At 70.9% G+C, this 16,686-nt stretch carries 16 protein-coding genes; 7 read left to right on the top strand and 9 right to left on the bottom strand.

Features of this window, described 5'->3' with window-relative positions; all coding sequences use genetic code 11:
- Positions 1 to 67: 67 nt before the first annotated feature.
- Positions 68 to 1,576 carry an MFS transporter gene (locus tag FGD71_RS01410; protein WP_119098503.1) on the bottom strand — a complete coding sequence of 503 codons (1,509 nt, stop codon included), beginning with the start codon at positions 1,574 to 1,576 and terminating at the stop codon, positions 68 to 70.
- A 341-nt stretch (positions 1,577 to 1,917) separates the two neighbouring features.
- Here FGD71_RS01410 and FGD71_RS01405 point away from each other — a divergent pair, with 341 nt between their 5' ends.
- Positions 1,918 to 2,568: a TetR/AcrR family transcriptional regulator gene (locus tag FGD71_RS01405; protein WP_240436333.1), complete on the top strand. Its 651-nt coding sequence runs from the start codon at positions 1,918 to 1,920 to the stop codon at positions 2,566 to 2,568.
- 86 nt (positions 2,569 to 2,654) lie between these two features.
- Here the strand turns inward: FGD71_RS01405 and FGD71_RS01400 are convergent, their stop codons facing one another.
- From FGD71_RS01400 to FGD71_RS01385, 4 genes are read right to left on the bottom strand one after another with little or no spacing between them, the layout of a single operon-like run.
- On the bottom strand, positions 2,655 to 3,323 hold the full coding sequence (locus FGD71_RS01400) for a response regulator (protein WP_119098501.1): 669 nt from the start codon (positions 3,321 to 3,323) through the stop codon (positions 2,655 to 2,657).
- A complete protein-coding gene (locus tag FGD71_RS01395) occupies positions 3,320 to 4,681 on the bottom strand; it encodes a sensor histidine kinase (protein WP_119098500.1) in 1,362 nt (453 codons plus the stop codon). The genes FGD71_RS01400 and FGD71_RS01395 overlap by 4 nt, the downstream gene beginning before the upstream one ends.
- A 26-nt stretch (positions 4,682 to 4,707) precedes the next feature.
- On the bottom strand, positions 4,708 to 5,610 hold the full coding sequence (locus FGD71_RS01390; RefSeq protein WP_119098499.1) for an ABC-2 transporter permease: 903 nt from the start codon (positions 5,608 to 5,610) through the stop codon (positions 4,708 to 4,710).
- Positions 5,610 to 6,539 carry an ABC transporter ATP-binding protein gene (locus tag FGD71_RS01385; RefSeq protein WP_119098498.1) on the bottom strand — a complete coding sequence of 310 codons (930 nt, stop codon included), beginning with the start codon at positions 6,537 to 6,539 and terminating at the stop codon, positions 5,610 to 5,612. The genes FGD71_RS01390 and FGD71_RS01385 overlap by 1 nt, the downstream gene beginning before the upstream one ends.
- Positions 6,540 to 6,787: 248 nt before the next feature.
- Here FGD71_RS01385 and FGD71_RS01380 point away from each other — a divergent pair, with 248 nt between their 5' ends.
- Entirely contained in the window at positions 6,788 to 7,369 is a 582-nt protein-coding gene (locus FGD71_RS01380; protein WP_276147112.1) for a GtrA domain-containing protein, read from the top strand.
- 36 nt (positions 7,370 to 7,405) lie between these two features.
- The gene (locus FGD71_RS01375; protein WP_240436332.1) at positions 7,406 to 7,885 is read left to right on the top strand and encodes a hypothetical protein; all 480 of its coding nucleotides are present in this window, start codon (positions 7,406 to 7,408) and stop codon (positions 7,883 to 7,885) included.
- A gap of 65 nt (positions 7,886 to 7,950) precedes the next feature.
- Here the strand turns inward: FGD71_RS01375 and FGD71_RS01370 are convergent, their stop codons facing one another.
- The 4 genes from FGD71_RS01370 to FGD71_RS01355 all read right to left on the bottom strand — a co-directional run bounded on the left by FGD71_RS01370 (position 7,951) and on the right by FGD71_RS01355 (position 11,667).
- Complete coding sequence (locus tag FGD71_RS01370; RefSeq protein ID WP_119098497.1) at positions 7,951 to 8,940, bottom strand: protein-ADP-ribose hydrolase; 990 nt, start codon at positions 8,938 to 8,940, stop codon at positions 7,951 to 7,953.
- A gap of 93 nt (positions 8,941 to 9,033) precedes the next feature.
- The gene (locus FGD71_RS01365) at positions 9,034 to 9,795 is read right to left on the bottom strand and encodes a nuclear transport factor 2 family protein (protein WP_119098496.1); all 762 of its coding nucleotides are present in this window, start codon (positions 9,793 to 9,795) and stop codon (positions 9,034 to 9,036) included.
- A gap of 29 nt (positions 9,796 to 9,824) precedes the next feature.
- A complete protein-coding gene (locus FGD71_RS01360) occupies positions 9,825 to 10,694 on the bottom strand; it encodes an SDR family oxidoreductase (protein ID WP_162930989.1) in 870 nt (289 codons plus the stop codon).
- A gap of 88 nt (positions 10,695 to 10,782) precedes the next feature.
- Positions 10,783 to 11,667, bottom strand: coding sequence for an SIR2 family NAD-dependent protein deacylase (locus FGD71_RS01355; protein WP_119098494.1), 885 nt, complete (start codon positions 11,665 to 11,667; stop codon positions 10,783 to 10,785).
- Between the two features lie 190 nt (positions 11,668 to 11,857).
- On the opposite strand from FGD71_RS01355, the gene FGD71_RS01350 reads away from it, so the two are divergent.
- The 4 genes from FGD71_RS01350 to mhpA all read left to right on the top strand — a co-directional run bounded on the left by FGD71_RS01350 (position 11,858) and on the right by mhpA (position 16,675).
- Complete coding sequence (locus tag FGD71_RS01350; RefSeq protein WP_119098493.1) at positions 11,858 to 12,775, top strand: helix-turn-helix domain-containing protein; 918 nt, start codon at positions 11,858 to 11,860, stop codon at positions 12,773 to 12,775.
- A gap of 319 nt (positions 12,776 to 13,094) precedes the next feature.
- Entirely contained in the window at positions 13,095 to 13,817 is a 723-nt protein-coding gene (locus tag FGD71_RS01345) for an alpha/beta fold hydrolase (RefSeq protein WP_119098492.1), read from the top strand.
- A 306-nt stretch (positions 13,818 to 14,123) separates the two neighbouring features.
- Positions 14,124 to 15,116: an amidohydrolase family protein gene (locus tag FGD71_RS01340; protein WP_119098491.1), complete on the top strand. Its 993-nt coding sequence runs from the start codon at positions 14,124 to 14,126 to the stop codon at positions 15,114 to 15,116.
- A gap of 20 nt (positions 15,117 to 15,136) precedes the next feature.
- The gene (mhpA, locus tag FGD71_RS01335) at positions 15,137 to 16,675 is read left to right on the top strand and encodes a bifunctional 3-(3-hydroxy-phenyl)propionate/3-hydroxycinnamic acid hydroxylase MhpA (protein WP_119098490.1); all 1,539 of its coding nucleotides are present in this window, start codon (positions 15,137 to 15,139) and stop codon (positions 16,673 to 16,675) included.
- The last annotated feature ends 11 nt before the right edge of the window (positions 16,676 to 16,686 follow it).

Here is a 16,686-nt window from a genome sequence, read left to right as displayed (position 1 = left end):
CGGCCCGCCGGACATCCGGCGGGCCGTCGCGGAGGGGGGCGGGGTCGGTGTGGCCCCAACTGGGGCCTTACATATGGACGACGGGGGCCGCGTCGGGGTCGGTGGCGGGGGCGCCGCGCCGGTAGAGGATCGCGCTGATGGCCAGGCCGGCCGCGAAGAAGGCGGCGGACCACCAGTAGGCGGTGGAGTAGGCCTCGAGGCCGGCGTGGGCGAGGACGGCGGGGTCCTTGGGGTTCTTGCCGACGAGGTAGTCGGTGGCGGCGCTGGTGGAGAGGGTGTTGAGGAGGGCGGTGCCGAGGGAACCGCCCACCTGCTGCATGGTGTTGACGGCCGCCGAGGCGACGCCGGAGTCCTCGGCGCGCACGCCGGCGGTCGCCAGGCTCATGCCCGGGGCCATCACCAGACCGAGGCCGAGTCCCGCCACGACCAGCGGGGGCAGGACGTCTGTGGCGTACGAGCTGTTCAGGTCGAGGGCGGTCAGCCACACCATGCCGGCCGCGGCGAGGCCCATGCCCAGCGGGACCACCGGCTTGGGGCCGAGGCGGGGGATCAGCACGGTGGAGGCGAGGGTGGAGGCGAGCATCAACCCGGCGACCATGGGCAGGAAGGCCAGACCGGTCTCGATGGGGGTGTAGCCGAGGCTCTGCTGCAGGTAGTAGGTGAGGAAGAGGAAGACACCGAACATGCCGGCGCCCGTGATCAGGATGGCGATGAAGGAGGCGCCGCGGTTGCGGTCGAGCAGGATCCGCAGGGGCAGCAGGGGATGGCCGGCGCGGGTCTGCCACCAGGTGAACGCGGCGAGCAGTACGGCGCCGGCGAGCAGGAAGCCCCAGGTGGCCACGGAGTTCCAGTCGTGGCTCTCGGCGTTGGAGAAGCCGTAGACCAGGCAGAACAGGCCCCCGCCGACGAGGACGGCGCCGGGGATGTCGATCTTGGCGGACTTGTCGCGGGTGGCGCGCTGCAGCAGGATCACACCGCCGATGAAGGCGACGGCGGCGAAGGCGAGGTTGACGTAGAGGGTCCAGCGCCAGTCGAGGTACTCGGTCAGTACGCCACCGAGGAGGAGGCCGATGGCGCCGCCGGCTCCGGCGATGGCGCCGTACACGCCGAAGGCCTTGGCGCGCTCCTTGGCGTCGGTGAACGTCACGGTGAGCAGTGACAGGGCGGCCGGTGCCAGCAGGGCGCCGAACAGGCCCTGCCCGGCGCGGGCGGCGATGAGCATCTCGAAGCTGGTGGCGGCGCCGCCGACGGCGGAGGCGCCGGCGAACCCGACCAACCCGACCAGGAAGGTCATCTTGCGGCCGAACAGGTCGGCTATACGGCCACCGAGCAGGAGCAGGCTGCCGAAGGCGAGGGCGTAGGCGGTGACGACCCACTGCCGGTCGCCGTCGGAGAATCCCAGGTCCTTCTGGGCCGAGGGCAGGGCGATGTTCACGATCGTCGCGTCCAGGACCACCATGAGCTGGGCCACGCCGATGACGGCGAGGATCCACCAGCGATGTCGAGGGGGTGCGTCGGTGGATGGGAGGGGGGACACGGTGGCCGCGCCCGGTGTGTCGGCTGAGGTGTGGGACATGACGAAAACTCCCGAAGACCAGAAGAGGAAGTGGGACAAGGGGGTGGGACGTTCGGTGGTGCGGGGCGGGACGGCTGCGTCGCTGGAGCTCGTCACGTGGAAGGAATGAGCATCAGGGCCGCCCGGGCACCCGGGTGATCGCTCCCCCGTTGCTCTGACACCTGTCAGATTAGCCGTAATCTGACGCGTGTCAAGTAAGGTGCTCGCGGGGTGCTCGCGGGGTGCTCGCGGGTCCTTACGATGGTCCCGGGACAGACCGCCGAGTACGTATGGAGGCAGTGGTGGGAGCAAGAGCCGAATCCGCTCGACGGCCGGGGCGCCCCGGCGCGCACACTCCCGCGGTGCCCGAGGAGGAGAGCATCCTGCTGCGAGGGCTGGAGGCCTTCGCGGAGCTGGGCTACGACCATGCCTCCGCGCGCGAGCTGGCCCGCCGCCTGGGCGTCAGCCACAACTTCATCAACGACCGGTACGGGTCGAAGGCGGCTTTCTGGCGTGCGGTGATGGACTCCGCGCTGGGGGCGCAGCTGGCGCGCCTGCCGCAGGTGGATTCCTCGGTCGGCGATGACGGCGATGACGGCGATGACGGCGATGACGGCGATGAAGATGACGCGGAGCGGCTGCGGCAGATCATCACCGGCTTCTACCGGACCGCGGTGGACACGCCCCTGATCGGGCGGGTCGTCGTCGACGAATTCTCCCGGGACACCGAGCGGTTGGACTACCTGTACGAGCGCTACATCGCTCCGACCCTGCAGACTCTGGTGCCCAGCATCGAGCGGCTCGTCGCCTCCGGACGCATGGCGCCCATCCCGATGGACGTGCTGTTCTTCGCCGTCATCCCTCCCGTCTCGGGAATGGTGGACGGGCCTCTGGCGCGGCGTCTGGGCCGGCCCGAGACCGCCTCACCGGAACAACTCACGGCCACGGCGGAATCGTTGGCGACGCTCGTGGTCAACGGGTTGCTCGCGACCGGTTCGGGCAGTCGCCCCTGAGCTTGATTCGCCCGCCCCGCACGGTGGTGCCGGGAGCCGTGCGGTTCTGGGAACTTCCTGAGAAACGGGCCGGCACCTCGGGCCGGCTACGGCTTCGCCCGGACCAGCCCGGCGTCGTACGCCATGATCACGGCCTGGATGCGGTCGCGAGCGCCGATCTTGGCGAGGACGCGGCCGACGTGCTTCTTCACCGTGGACTCGGTGAGGACGAATCGTTCGGCGATCTCGGTGTTCGTCCAGCCCTGTCCGATGGCGACCAGGACCTCTCGTTCGCGGTCGCTGAGCGTCTGCAACCGCGGATCCTCCGGCGCGGCGGCGCCGGCCGGTGCGAGCACCTGGTGGGCGTAGGCGTCCAGCAGCCGCCGGGTCAGCCTCGGGGCCACGACGGCGTCGCCGGTGGCGACCGCCTGGATGCCGGCCACGAGTTCCTCGGGGCGGGCGTCCTTGAGCAGGAAGCCGCTGGCACCGGCGCGCAGACCTTCGTACGCGTACTCGTCGAGGTCGAAGGTGGTGACGATGAGGACGCGGGTGCGGCCGCCGGTGGCGACGATCCGGCGCGTCGCCTCCAGACCGTCCATGCCGGGCATGCGGACGTCCATGAGGACGACGTCGGGGCGCAGCTCCGCGGTCAGGCGGACGGCCTCGGCCCCGTGCTGGGCCTCGCCGACCGGGGTCAGGCCGGGAGTGCCCTCGATGAGCATGCGGAAGCCCATGCGCTGCAGGGGCTGGTCGTCGGCGATCAGCACGGTGGTCATGGCAGATGTTCTCCTGATGCCGACAGGATGGGTGCGGAGGGCACGTCGAGTAGGACGTCCACGATCCAGCCGTGCCCGGTGTCGCGGGGGCCGATGGTGACGGTGCCGCCGTACATGGCCGCCCGCTGACGGATGCCGACCAGGCCATGCCCGGGGCCGCCGGCCCCCGGCTCCGCTCGCACGGGGGCCTCCGGTGGTGTTCCGGTGTCGGCGACCCGTATCCGCACGGTGCCGGATTCGGCGGCCACGGTGACCTCGGCCGCGGAGCCCGTACCCGCGTGCTTGAGCGTGTTGGTCAGTGATTCCTGGACGATGCGGTACACGGTGAGCTGTACGCCGCTGCCCAGGGCGTCGAGATCGCCCACGGTCCGGTAGGTCACCCTCAGCCCCGCTGCGCGGACCCGCGCCAGCAGGGAGTCCAGGTCACCCACCCCGGGCTGCGGGCTGAGCATCCGTACGTCGTCCTGCTGTTCCTCGCGCAGGACGCCCAGGACGCGGCGAAGTTCGCTCATGGCCTGGCGGCCCGTGTCGCCGAGGATGCGCAGGGCCTCGGCGGATCGCTCGTTGTTGTTGGTGGCGAGGGTCGCGGCGCCGTCGGCGACACTGACCATGACCGAGAGATTGTGGCCGACGATGTCGTGCATCTCGCGTGCGACCCGGGAGCGCTCGGCGGCGGCGGTGAGCTGGACGCGTTGGTCCTGTTCGATCTCGAGGCGCCGGGCCCGGTCCTCCAGCGCCGCCAGATACATCCGGCGGATACGGAGTGTCAGGCCGACGGCGATGGCGGCCGTCGCCGTCCCCAGCAGGAAGAAGAGGCCGCGCAGCGGATTCCCGACGTCCACCAGGACGCAGACCGCCACGGTCACTTCGGCGACAGTCGCCGCGGCGGCCCAGCCCAGCACGCGCAACGAACCGTGCAGGGCCAGGGAGTACAGGGCCACGAGAGTAGCGATGCCCGCCTGCTGCCACACGCCGAACGACCACTGGACGAGGGACACCAGCGCGATCACGAAGAACGTGACGGCCGGAGCCCGCCGACGCCACCACAGCGGCACGATGAGTGCTGCGGCGAAGAGGAACAGGACGCCGGTCGGCACCTGACCGCGGTGGACCGCGTCCCCGAAGGGACCGTTGCTGCGGCTGGACAGCAGGTCGGGCAGGCTGATGAGGACGACGATCAGCACCACCGCGGTGTCGAGCAGCCACGGATGCCGGCGGTCCAGCCGCTGCCGGCGGCTCTGGTCGCGCAGCAGACGGCCCAGGAGCGGGTGCGCCCAGGCGGCGTCGAGACCAGGGGACGGCGCGAGCGCCGTCCCCTGGGCGGTGTCCGCGGCGGTGGCCGCGCGTTCCGGACTCATGGACCTCATTGTCCTCGGTTCGCTGGTCAGGCGTCGGTCCGGGCGAGCCGAAATGCGGCCCCGGCGAGTGTCAGTGCCACCCAGCCGGCGAAGACCGCGAGCCCTGCCCCGGGCGAGAGGGCGTCCGAGGACTCGTGCAGGGCGTAGATGGCCGAGCCCGCGTTGCTCGGGAAGTAGGGGCTGAGCGTGTCGTACCAGGAGTCGGGCAGCAGCGACGCCAGGCCGGGCAGGATGAGCAGGACGCCGACCAGGGCCGCGATGGCCCCGGCGGAGGAGCGGATCAGCACGCCCAGGGCCACACCGAACACGGCGACCAGGCCGAGGTAGACGCCGGCGCCGGCCAGGCTGCGCAGCACGCCGTCGTCGCCCAGAGCGAGCGCGATGTTCTCACCGTCCAGGCCCGGGGTGCCCAACTGGAACGCGGCCAGCGCGCCGATGGTGGTGAGGACCAGGGCGATGGGCCCGATCACGGCGGCCTTGGACCACAGGACGGGCAGCCTGCGCGGTACCGCGGCGAGGGTGGAGCGGATCATTCCGGTGCTGTACTCGCCCGCGGACAGCAGCACTCCGAGCACGCCGATGGCCAGCGACGCGAAGGTCACGCCGGTCAGAGCCAGGCTGATCGCGTCGCTGTCGCCTCCGGAGCCCGGGCCGGGCGGTCCGCCGGTCGCGACGGCGTCGGGACTGTAGGTGTAGGAGGCGATCGCCCCGAAGAGGATCAGCAGGACCACGGCGACACCCAGGGTGATCCAACTGGAGCGCAGCGACCAGAACTTGGCCCACTCCGAACGCAGTATCCGGATGCCGGTCACCTTGTAAGCCGTCTTGGAAGCGGGAGTCCTGGAAGCAGGGGTCTCGGGATCAGGCGCCGCGGAGAGGTTTCGGTCCTTGCCAGGGCGCTGCTTGCGGCGCAGTGCGGTGGTAGCCATCAGGCGGCCTTTCGTTCGGTGTCGGCGGGGGCGCTGTGGTACTCGACGGCGTCTCGGGTGAGGTCCATGAAGGCAGCCTCCAACGAGACGGACTGCGGGGTGAGTTCGTACAGCGGCACCCCGTGCTGCGCGGCGATGGCCCCGATCTCCCGGGCATCGCGTCCGGTGACCAGCAGCTCCTCGTCGGTGGAGGAGCTGATCGTGACGTCCGGGCCGGCCAGCACCGAACGCAGCCTCCTGGCCTCGGTGCTGGCGACCTTCACGCCGGCGCCGCCGGCGTCCTGGACGAAGTCGTCGACGGTGGTGTCCGCGAGCAGCCGGCCGCGTCCGATGATCACGAGGTGGTCGGCGATCAGGGCGGTCTCGCTCATCAGGTGCGAGGAGAGCATCACAGCCCGGCCCTCTTCGGCCAGGCTGCGCAGGAGGTTGCGCACCCACAGCACGCCCTCGGGGTCGAGGCCGTTGACCGGTTCGTCGAGCATGACGATCCCCGGGTCGCCCAGGAGGGCCGCGGCGATGCCGAGCCGCTGGCCCATGCCGAGGGAGAAGGCGCCCACGCGCTTGCCGGCCACGCTGGTCAGCCCGGCCAGCTCGATGACCTCCTCCACCCGGCGGCGCGGAATGCCGTGGGTGTGCGCCAGCGCCATCAGGTGGTTGACCGCGGTGCGCCCCGGGTGGACGGACTTGGCCTCCAGCAGGGTGCCGATCTCCTGCAGCGGTGCGGCGTGCCGGGCGTAGGAGCGTCCGTTGACGGTGACCGAGCCCTCGGTGGGGGAGTCCAGGCCGATGATCATGCGCATGGTGGTGGATTTGCCGGCGCCGTTGGGGCCCAGGAATCCGGTCACCTCACCCGGCTTCACGGTGAAGCTCAGGTGGTCGACGACCGTCTTGTCCCCGTACCGCTTCGTCAGCTCACGTGCTTCGATCATGGGTATTGGCCTTCCTCGCCTCGAAATCCGGCCACGGAAGCACCGCGGCATCTGCGTTCGAAACTACGAGTGCGGAAGGCCTGAACCCTGGGACCACAGGGGACACTTCGGCGGCCGAGTGGTACCGCGGTACCACCGGGGTCCCACCATTGACGCCCCCAGTACCACTGTTCGCGGGCCGCGCGCTCCTAGCGTGACAAGGGAGGAAACCAGGAGGGGGTCACCCCCTGACGTGAGTGGGGGAGACGATGAGCGCGTCACGGCATGTGGAGGTCATCGCCATCGGCAAGCCCGACGGGGGCCGTGTCCCCGTGGCTCCCGGTCCGCTCGCCTCCTTCGTTCGTTTCGTCCTGTGCGGCGGCGGAGTGGGTCTCCTCGCGAGCGCCGCCGTACCGATGGCGGCCGAGGTGATGCCGTGGACGATGGCGAACGCGCTGATCACCGTCGTCTCCACCCTCCTGTGCACGGAACTGCACGCACTCATCACCTTCCGCACCGGGCGGCCGGCCGGCTGGCGCCGCCACCTCCAGTCCGCGGGATCGGCCACGGCCTCCTACGCGGTCACCACCGCCGCGGTGCTCGTACTCCACGCCGTGCAGCCGACGGCCGGCGGGCTCCTGGAACAGGCCGTGTACCTCGGTGCCGCAGGGCTCGCCGGCGTCGGGCGGTTCCTGGTGCTGCGCCTGTTCGTGTTCGCCGACGGCCGCGACGGGACGACCGAGCCGGAGGTCAACAGCCGGATGCCGTGGGGGAGCCACCCCGCCCCGGCGCTTCGCCCTCCACATGCCGGACGTGGACTGGAACGGGCCGACCGACCGGTTCCCGCGTAGGCACGGCACGCGCCTACCCCGAGCGTCAGGACAGCCATGACCGTCGTACAGGACCATCTCCGAGGAACGGCACGCACTGCCGCTCCGCTGAAAGAGCCTCCGCCGCGGCCGACTTCGGGCGCCGGTCGTCTGGGCCCGGCGCTGGTGTGCTGCGGCGTCGCCCTGGTGCTGTGGCTCCTCGTACCGGCCACCTCCCTGCCCACCGTCGCCCAGGTGCCGCACTGGTCCGCCCTGTGGGTGGGACTCGACGCGCTCGAGGCGCTGGGACTGACCGCCACCGGCATCCTGCTGCTCCGCAGGGATCCGCGGCGTTGCCTCACGGCTGCCGCGACCGCCGCGCTACTGGTCGTCGACGCCTGGTTCGACGTACTGACCTCCCTGCCGGGAAACGAACTCGCCACCGCCCTCGCCATGGCCGTGGGCGCTGAACTGCCACTGGCGACGCTGTGCGCGGTGCTGGCTGTGCGCTCGCTGCCGCGCCAAGAGGTCCGACATCGCGCACCCTCGCTGCCGTGACCGATCACTCTGGCGCGCCGCCGACCGGGCGACGGTGCTGATGGAATGAGTCTTCAACATCCAGGTCATACAGGGGCGTTGGTCAAGACTGATCGGTAGGCGTCCTGGTCGTCCTCGTTGAACACGGTGAAGACCACGCGGTCCAGTCGGCCCGGGTGGGTGTTCATCCAGTCGGCCACGGTCCGCAGTGCGATGCGCGCGGCCGGGGATTTGGGAAAGCCGAAGACTCCTGTGCTGACAGCGCAGAACGCCAGTGTGCGGACGGTGTCCACCTCGGCGGCGAGGTTCAGGCAGGAGCGGTAGGCCGAGGCCAGCGCGTGCTCGTGCCGCGGGCGCAGGGGGCCGTCGACGATGGGGCCGACGGTGTGCAGAACGTACCGGGCGGGCAGGTGGTAGCCGCGGGTGATCTTGGCGGTGCCCGTCGGTTCCGGTGCGTTCTGCCGGCTCATGATGAGGTGGCAGTCGGCGCGCAGGCGCGGGCCGGCGGCATGGTGGATGGCGTTGTCGATGCAGGGGTGCCGCGGGACGAAGCAGCCGAGCAGGGCGCTGTTGGCGGCGTTGACGATCGCGTCGGCGGTGAGGGTGGTGATGTCGCCCTGCCACAGTACGGTTCGGTCGGCCGCCGGGTAGGGCGTGCCGGGGAACGTCTGGGCGATGGTGGGCAGTCGGCGCGCGTCGACAGCGGGACGGGCCAGGCGTTCGCCGCCGAGCAGGGCGTCCAGTTCGGCGGCCGCGCCGTCGGGCAGCGGGCCCGGGTCACGGACGGTCAGCACGGCCCTGAGCGCTTGGCGGGCCGTCGCGAGACCGGCGTTCCGGAGGCCTCGGACGGAGTCGGCGCCCATTCCGAGCCGGGCCGCGGCCGGGTCGGTGCTCAGCAGGTCGAGCGCCGTACGGACATGCCGGAGGAGACGGTCGGCCGAGGACGAGGACGAGGACGAGGCCGGTGCGGCGGCCGGCCGGAAGGGCTCGTCCAGCGCGACGGCCGTACGGTAGGCGCCCAGGGGCAGCCCGGCAGGCCAGGAGGAACTCGGTGCGTGGGGGCGGGCGGCGGTCATGAGTACTCCAGCCGTCCTGCTGACCAGGAAGACGTCAGATCGCTCATGTCCTGTGCTCCGTCGACGGGTTCGCGGCTGATGTGCGGGGGATGGTCAGAACAGGCCGTTGGCGTGCGGCAGTTCGGCCGGGACGGGCACGATGGCGTCCCAGTGCTCGACGATCTTGCCGTCCGCCACACGGAACAGGTCGTAGTAGGCGACCGGTACGCCGAACTCGCCCTCGGACTGCGTCAGGACGAAGTCGCCCTCGGCGATGACCTTGTGGACCTTCTTGTAGATGAGGTTCTTGCCCTGTTCGGCCCACCTGGCCACGGCGGCGCCGAAGCCGTCGAGGCCGTCGGCGGCCTCGGGGTTGTGCTGGTGGTAGGTCTCCGTCGAGATGTAGTCGGTCAGGACCGAGTAGTCGGCGCCGACGAGCACCTTCTGAGCGAACTCCGTCACCAGCGCACGGTTGGCCTCGGTCTTGTCGGCGTCGGTGATCTCGGTGGCGCCGTCGGTCTGGGAGCGGCCCGAGGCGGTGTCCTTGACCCGCGGAGTCAGGGCGTCCCAGTGCTCGGCCACCTTGCCGTCCGCGTCGACCCGGAAGACGTCGAAGGCGACGAGCGGGTCCGGCCCGAAGCCGTAGTACGTGCCGTGCAGGACGACCAGGTCGCCGTCGGCGATGACCCGGGCCCCTTCGTAGCGGAAGCCGTCGCCGAGGCCGCGGACCAGTTGGCGCAGTGCCTCGGGACCGTCGGCCGCGAGGGCACTGTGCTGCTTGTAGTCGGCGGCGACCCAGCGGTCGACGGCGGAGGGGTCCTTGTCGCCGAACAGTTCGGTGGCGGCCTCGAGGACTGTGCTCTTGCTGTCGCTCATGGTTCTTTCCTTGGGTACGGCGGTGCGGTTCACCGCTGGTCGGGGCCTCGGGTGGTGCGGATGACGTCGGCGAGGGGCGTGGCGGGGTGGCCGGTGAGGCGGGGCACGGCGTTGCTGACGCCGTCGAGTTGGCCGGCCGCGATGGCCGTGTAGGTGGACACCCAGGCGTCGAGTTGCCACCGCGGGACGCCGTAGGGGGCGCGGGAGGCGTACGCCTCCTCGACCGTCTCGGGCCGGTAGGTGACGGTGCGGCCGAGCACGTCGGACAGGATGGCCGCGGCCTCGTCCAGCGTCAGGGACTCGGGCCCGGTCAGGTCGTAGGTGTTACCGGCGTGGTCGGCCGGCCGGGTCAGGATCGCGGCGGCGGCGTCGGCGATGTCGTCCTGGGCGACGAAGGCGGTACGTCCCTGCCCCGCCGGACCGCGGATGACGCCGTCCTCGCCCATCAGATCGGGTACGAGCTCCGCGTAGAAGTTGTCGCGCAGGAAGGTGTGCGCGATGCCGCCGGCGCGGATGTGCTCCTCGGTGTGGAAGTGGTCGCGGGCCAGGGTGAAGGCGGCATCGGGCGCGGCGCCGAAGAAGGACACGTACACCAGGTGCTGGACACCCGCCTCCGCGGCAGCGTCCACAAAAGCCCTGTGCTGGGAGAGCCGGTCGGCGCTCTCGGAAGCGGACACCATGAACACGGTCTCCGCGCCGCTCAGGCCGCGCAGGATCGCGTCGTGGTCGCCGTAGCCGCCGCGGACCGCCGTGGCGCCCGGCAGCTTGGGCGCCCGCTCGGGGCTGCGCACCAGCAGCCTCAGTGGCACGCCTCGCTCGGCCAAGCGGCGGGCGACGCGCCCGCCGAGGCGTCCCGTGGCTCCGGTGACCACCACCGGTGATTCGGGCAATTCAGTCATGGCCTGCATTACTTCCTGTCGTGTCGGTGGGGAAAGAGGGAAGTCGGTCGGGGGCAGGGGGAGGAGGCGGACTCCGCGAGGCCCGTCGTCACGCGGTGAGCGCGTGCAGGAACCGGTCCGCCCCGAACGGCACGGACAGGGCGCGGGCGCCGAGTCCGGCGGGCACTTCCGGGTGGTCGGGATTGACCCGCACCAGGCGCGCCCCGGGAGTGTGGCGAACGACGTTCTCCATGGGCCGGCGGATCACGCCGGGGGTGTTGAAACCGGCGCCTATCTCCACGACGAGCAGAGGGGCATCGCTGGGTGCGTCGCCGAGCCACCGCGCCAGCCGGTCCCCGGCGGGCATGTAGGCACCGTCGACGAACTCGGGCCCCACCCGCACGTTGGGGAAGACGGCCGCTCGGCAGTTGGGGCAGACGGGCAGGGCGGCCGGGTCGGTCACTCGCCCCGTGCCAGGGTCGTACGCGGCGAGGATCCGCTCGAGGAACGGCTTGCCGGCCCAGGTCTCCTGCGTGCACGGCACGGTGCACTGCAGACGTCCGTAGTCGCCCTGGGGCGTGAAGATCCGGTCCGGCTCGAAGCCGTTGCGGGCGAAGAGCGCGTCGACGTTCGACGTCATCACCCAGTGGTCGCGGTCCCCGACCAGCGAACGCAGGTGCCGGTAGAGGGAGTTGGGCCGGGAACCGAAACGTATGTCGTCGATATGGACGGCCCAGTAGCCCCACATCATGTCGTCCGGCAGCGGCACGCCCAGCAGGTACCGGGAGCGCAGCCCCAACCGGTACAGCGCCGGGAAGAGCTCTCTGAACCGGTCGATGTCGCCGTAGTCGTACCCGGCGGCCGCGCTCAGCCCCGCACCGGCCGCGACCAGGACCCGGTCGGCCTCGTCGAGCCAGGTACGGAGCGTCTCGGCGGCGGCCGGGAGATCGGCCGGCCCCAGCGAGGCGCTCCGGGTGTCGTGCTGGATGGTCATCTGAGGAGATCCCTTCGGTCCGCGTTCCCTTCGCGTCCGGGTGCGGGGGTCGGGCGGTGCGGTTGAAAATGCGTGGCTACGGCTCACTCCCAACGTAGGAGGACGCGCCGCGTGGAACGGGGCAGGACTGCGTCTGGTCATGGTCAGATTCCGACATGACGAGTCGAGCGGGATAGGATTGCCGCTGCTCATGGCCAGAGACCGATCCGGAAGCAGTTCCAGAAGCCGACAGCTTGCCGCTCGCGGCATCCCCGAGATCCCGTTCGCGGCCCCGCCCGGCACCCCCGCCGGCGTCGAGGTGCTGTCGCTGGCCGACCTGCGCCGCCGGGTCGCGCCGGGGAAACTGGCCGGGCCGCAGCGACCCGAGTTTCACCATCTGCTCACGCTCACCTCCGGCGGCCTCCGGCACACCGTGGACTTCACCGGCTACTCTCTCCGGCCCGGCTCCTGGCTCTGGGTACGGCCGGGGCAGGTGCATCAGTGGGGCGACGTGACACACGCCAAAGGCACCCTGATCCTGTTCCGGCAGGACTTCCTGGACCAGGCCACCGCGACCGCCGCACGCGTGGAGGACCCGCACGCACCCGTGCTCAGCACCCCGGTGGCCGACGACGCCGAAGCGCTCCGTATCGCCGAAGAACACCTGACCCGCGAGTTCCACGCCCTCGGCCAACTGCCCTTGGCGGTGCACACGGCTGCCCTGCGCCATCTCCTCTCCGTCCTCGTGCTGCGCCTGGCCCATCTGGCCACACCGTTCGGCAGCCCCGTGCCAGAACCGGACGAGACGTACCTGAGGTTCCGTGACGCGCTCGAAACGGCTTTCACCCGCACCCGGCGAGTGGAGGACTACGCCCACATGCTCGGCTACTCCACACGCACCCTGTCCCGGGCCACCCTCGCCGCGGCAGGCCTGGGCGCGAAGGAATTCATCGACCGCCGGGTGGTGCTGGAGGCGAAGCGCCTCCTCGCGCACAGTGATCGCACCGCCGCCCAGATCGCCGACCAGCTCGGCTTCGCCGACCCCACCCAGTTCAGCAAGTACTTCCACCAGCGCGCCGGCCAGTCTCCGATCGGCTTCCGCAGGAGCGTGCGGGGGCACGACGCCTGAGCGCAGCCNCGCAGGAGCGTGCGGGGGCACGACGCCTGAGCGCAGCCCAGGGTCCGGGGGCAGGGGGCAGGGGGCAGGGGTAGGGGGCCGGGGCTGATCGATCTATGACAACTGACGCGTGATCGCCGCCATTACTGAACCGGCCAGATGCAGGGAATCCGAGGCTTCACCTGCCCGTATCGGGCGCTGGGAGGGGTGGAGTCGGGGCGACCGTACCGGAATGTTGTGTCAATTCATTGACGGCCGTTTTTGTTGTGTCTCATGATGGGGTGCCCTCTGTGAGTCGCTGACGGGCAGTGCCCGCCGTAAGGAGCCCCGCATGCGAGAAACCTTCGTCCTCATCACCGGTGCCTGTCACGGCGGTTGGAGCTGGCGGCCGGTCGCCGAACACCTGCGCGCGGCCGGACATCGTGTCCTCGCGCCCACGCTGCCCGGTCTCGCCGACGGCGACGACCCCGAGCGGCACAGCCTGGCGGACGTCGTCGACTTTCTCGTCGACCTGGTCGAGCGGGAAGACCTGCGCGACGTGACCCTGGTCGGGCACAGCTGGGGCGGCTATCCGCTCACTGGTGCCGCGCACCGGCTGGCGCCGCGACTGCGCAAGCTCGTCTACTGGAGCGCCTTCGTGCCGGCCGAGGGCGTGCCGCTGCTGGAGGAGGTGCCGCCGCACTACGCCGAGATGTTCAAGCAGGTCGCCGCGGCGTCCGGGAACAACAGCGTGACCTTCCCCTATGAGGTGTTCACCGGGGCGTTCATGCAGGACGCCGATGAAAACCTGCAGCGCCTCGTGTACAGCCTGCTGGTGCCCCAGCCCATGCGTTACTTCACCGAGACGGTCACCCCGGTGGATCCGGCGGCGCTGGGAGTTCCGGCCAGCTACGTCATCACCGCCGACGATCTGGCGCTGCCGCCCGGCGAGTGGGGCTGGGTCCCCCGGTTCCCGCAGCGTCTCGGCGACGTGCCGGTCATCGAGGCGCCGGGCAGTCATGAAGCGAACTTCACCCGCCCCGCCGAACTGGCCGCGGCGCTGCTGAAGGCGTGAACGGACGGATGCGGCGACCCGGGCCGGGGTCGCCGCATCCGGTGGTGCGCGTGCCGCGACCGACTCCTGGCGAGGCCGAGTTGGCGCGGTTGTCATGGGCACAGCAACACCCACAAGGTCCGCCTCATTTCCGAATGGATGAAGTGCTTTACGGATGGTGAAACGCGTGCCACGATGCCGGAACGGACGTCGCGGTCCCGAGGTGCCCTGGTAAGCGCCGGGTTCCCACCGCGCCCCGGCAACCCGCCGGCGGCGACGGGCCGCCGGCGAACCCCCCGGCCCACGACCCCCGACAGGAACCTCGACATGAAGCTGATCGCTCTCGAAGAGCACTTCGTCACCGCCGATCTGGTCGGCTACGGCGCCTCGACGGCCTCGATCGCGCAGCCCGGCGCGTGGGCGGAGGCATCACGCCGTCTGCTGGACCTGGTCGACGAGCGGATCCCCGAGATGGACGCCGCCGGACTCGACATGCAGGTGCTCTCCCTCAACGCTCCCGGAATCCAGGCGGAGACCGACGCCTCGGTGGCGGTCGCCAAGGCGGTCAAGGTCAACGACTTCCTCGCCGGGGTCCTCGCCGAGCACCCGGAGCGCTTCGGAGGCTTCTGCGCACTGCCCCTGCAGAACCCCGCCGCGGCGGCGGACGAACTGGAGCGCGCGGTGACGCAGCTGGGGATGCGCGGAGCCCTGGTCAACGCGCACACCCATGGCACGTACCTCGACGATCCCTCCATCCGGGTCGTGTGGGAGCGGGCGGAGGCGCTGGACGTCCCGCTCTACCTGCACCCGGCCAACGGCGTGGACACCGCACACGTCTTCTCCGGACACCCCGAGCTCGTCGGCCCGATGTGGAGCTGGGGCGTGGACACCGCCACCCATGTGCTGCGGATGATCTTCGGCGGTGTCTTCGACCACTTCCCCAAGGCCAAACTGCTGCTGGGGCACATGGGCGAAGGCCTTCCGTTCGTCCTCTGGCGGATGGACTCACGCTGGGCCTTCCACGCGCACCACGGCATCGAACTCGCCCGCGGCGTTCCCTCCGCCTACCTCCGCGAGAACATCTGGATCACCACCAGCGGCGTCTGCTCGGCGCCTCCGCTGATGGCCGCGCTGCTCTCGCTCGGTGCCGACCGCATCCTGTTCGGCACCGACTACCCCTTCGAGTCGATGTCGGTGGCCACGGACTTCCTGCGTACCGCGCCGATCAGCGAGGCCGACCGGGCCAAGATCGCCCACCTCAACGCCGAGCGGCTCCTCGGCCTCGCCGCGTCGACAGACGCCGAGCTCGTCACCGTCTGAGCCGGGGAGAGGGAGCACCCATGTACGACATCGCAGTCGTCGGATACGGCCCCGTGGGCATGGCGACCGCCGCGCTGCTCGGCGGCGCCGGGCACCGGGTCGTCGTCCTCGAGAGGTATCCGACGCTGTACAACCTGCCCCGGGCCGCGATCTTCGACGACGAGACGATGCGCACGTTCGCGCGCCTGGGCATCGCCGACCGGATGCTGCCGCTGGTGCATGTGCAGCGGAACTACGAGTGGCGCAACGGGGACGGTGAGCTGCTCATCGAGCACGAGTTCTCGCCGGTCGGCCGGAGCGGCTGGGCCGAGTGGTACATGATGTACCAGCCCGATCTGGAGGACGCCCTCGACGACACCTGCCGCGCGCTGCCGAACGTCGAGATCCGCCAGGGAAGCCGTGTCGTGGGCTACGAGCAGGACGACACCGGCGTACGCGTGCTCCTGGACGATGACCGTGACGTGCTCGCCCGCCACGTCGTGGCCTGCGACGGCGGCCACAGCTTCACCCGGCAGTGGCTCGGCATCGACCAGGACGACTACGGCTTCTCCGAGCCGTGGATGGTGTGCGATTTCCGGCTCACCGCCGAGGTCGACCTGCCGATGGCACGCCAGGTGTGCGACCCGCGCCAGCCGATATCCATCATCTCGCTCGGGCCCCGGCACCACCGGTTCAGCTTCATGCTGGACTCCGCGGAGGCGTTCGCCACCGAGTCGCAGCCCGCACGGGTGTGGCAGCGCGTCGGGGCCTTCCTCGACGAGGACCACGCCGACCTCATCCGGGTCGCCACGTACACCTTCCGCTCCCGTATCGCGCACTCCTGGCGCACCGGCCGGATCCTGCTGGCCGGTGATGCCGCCCACCAGATGCCGCCGTTCCTCGGGCAGGGCATGTGCTCCGGCATCCGCGACGCGCAGAACCTGGCGTTCAAGCTGGACCGCGTCCTGCGCGGCCAGTCCGACCCGTCGCTCCTGGACACCTACCAGACCGAACGCGAGCCGCACGTACGGGCCGTCGTCGAGAAGGGCATCGAGCTCGGCCGGGTGCAGACCACCCGGGACCCGGTCGCGGCGGCCGCCCGCGACGCCCGGCTCGTCGCCGCCCGCGAGGCGCACCAGAAGCCGGAGAAGATGCGCTTCCCCGGCCTCGGACCCGGGCTGGTGGCCGTCGGCACGCCCGGCGCCGGCGCCCTCGTCCCGCAGGGCCGGGTCGGTGACGGCGAGCGGTCCGGCCGGTTCGACGAGGTGCTCGGCCACGGCTTCACCGTGCTGGTCGACGCCCGGGACGGAGCGCCAAAGACCGGGGCCGCGGCCGAAGCGGCGGCGGAGCTCGGTGCCCGCGTCTGGCACATTGGTGAGCGGGCGACCGCGGATGCCGTCGCCGACCTCGACGGTGTGTACGGCGCGTGGTTCGACGAGACCGGATGCGCGGCCGTGATCGTACGGCCCGACCACTACGTCTACGGCACCGCCGACTCGGCCTCCGGGCTGGCAAACCTGATCGACCGGCTGAGGGCCGCCCTGGCTCTCTCTGTCTCGCCGGTCAGCACATCCCCCTAGCGGGGCAGCAC

The organism is Streptomyces sporangiiformans, assembly GCF_005768555.2.
Lineage (GTDB): Bacteria > Actinomycetota > Actinomycetes > Streptomycetales > Streptomycetaceae > Streptomyces > Streptomyces sporangiiformans.
Note: the sequence above shows the minus strand (reverse complement) of the source record. Positions and strands in the feature narration are given on the sequence as shown.

Coding starts and splice junctions, on each gene's coding strand:
- FGD71_RS01410 (WP_119098503.1), bottom strand. CDS start 1,576: ATGTCCCACACCTCAGCCGACACACCGGGCGCGGCCACCGTGTCCCCC.
- FGD71_RS01400 (WP_119098501.1), bottom strand. CDS start 3,323: ATGACCACCGTGCTGATCGCCGACGACCAGCCCCTGCAGCGCATGGGC.
- FGD71_RS01395 (WP_119098500.1), bottom strand. CDS start 4,681: ATGAGTCCGGAACGCGCGGCCACCGCCGCGGACACCGCCCAGGGGACG.
- FGD71_RS01390 (WP_119098499.1), bottom strand. CDS start 5,610: ATGGCTACCACCGCACTGCGCCGCAAGCAGCGCCCTGGCAAGGACCGA.
- FGD71_RS01385 (WP_119098498.1), bottom strand. CDS start 6,539: ATGATCGAAGCACGTGAGCTGACGAAGCGGTACGGGGACAAGACGGTC.
- FGD71_RS01380 (WP_276147112.1), top strand. CDS start 6,788: ATGAGCGCGTCACGGCATGTGGAGGTCATCGCCATCGGCAAGCCCGAC.
- FGD71_RS01375 (WP_240436332.1), top strand. CDS start 7,406: ATGACCGTCGTACAGGACCATCTCCGAGGAACGGCACGCACTGCCGCT.
- FGD71_RS01370 (WP_119098497.1), bottom strand. CDS start 8,940: ATGACCGCCGCCCGCCCCCACGCACCGAGTTCCTCCTGGCCTGCCGGG.
- FGD71_RS01365 (WP_119098496.1), bottom strand. CDS start 9,795: ATGAGCGACAGCAAGAGCACAGTCCTCGAGGCCGCCACCGAACTGTTC.
- FGD71_RS01360 (WP_162930989.1), bottom strand. CDS start 10,694: ATGACTGAATTGCCCGAATCACCGGTGGTGGTCACCGGAGCCACGGGA.
- FGD71_RS01355 (WP_119098494.1), bottom strand. CDS start 11,667: ATGACCATCCAGCACGACACCCGGAGCGCCTCGCTGGGGCCGGCCGAT.
- FGD71_RS01350 (WP_119098493.1), top strand. CDS start 11,858: ATGGCCAGAGACCGATCCGGAAGCAGTTCCAGAAGCCGACAGCTTGCC.
- FGD71_RS01345 (WP_119098492.1), top strand. CDS start 13,095: ATGCGAGAAACCTTCGTCCTCATCACCGGTGCCTGTCACGGCGGTTGG.
- FGD71_RS01340 (WP_119098491.1), top strand. CDS start 14,124: ATGAAGCTGATCGCTCTCGAAGAGCACTTCGTCACCGCCGATCTGGTC.
- mhpA (WP_119098490.1), top strand. CDS start 15,137: ATGTACGACATCGCAGTCGTCGGATACGGCCCCGTGGGCATGGCGACC.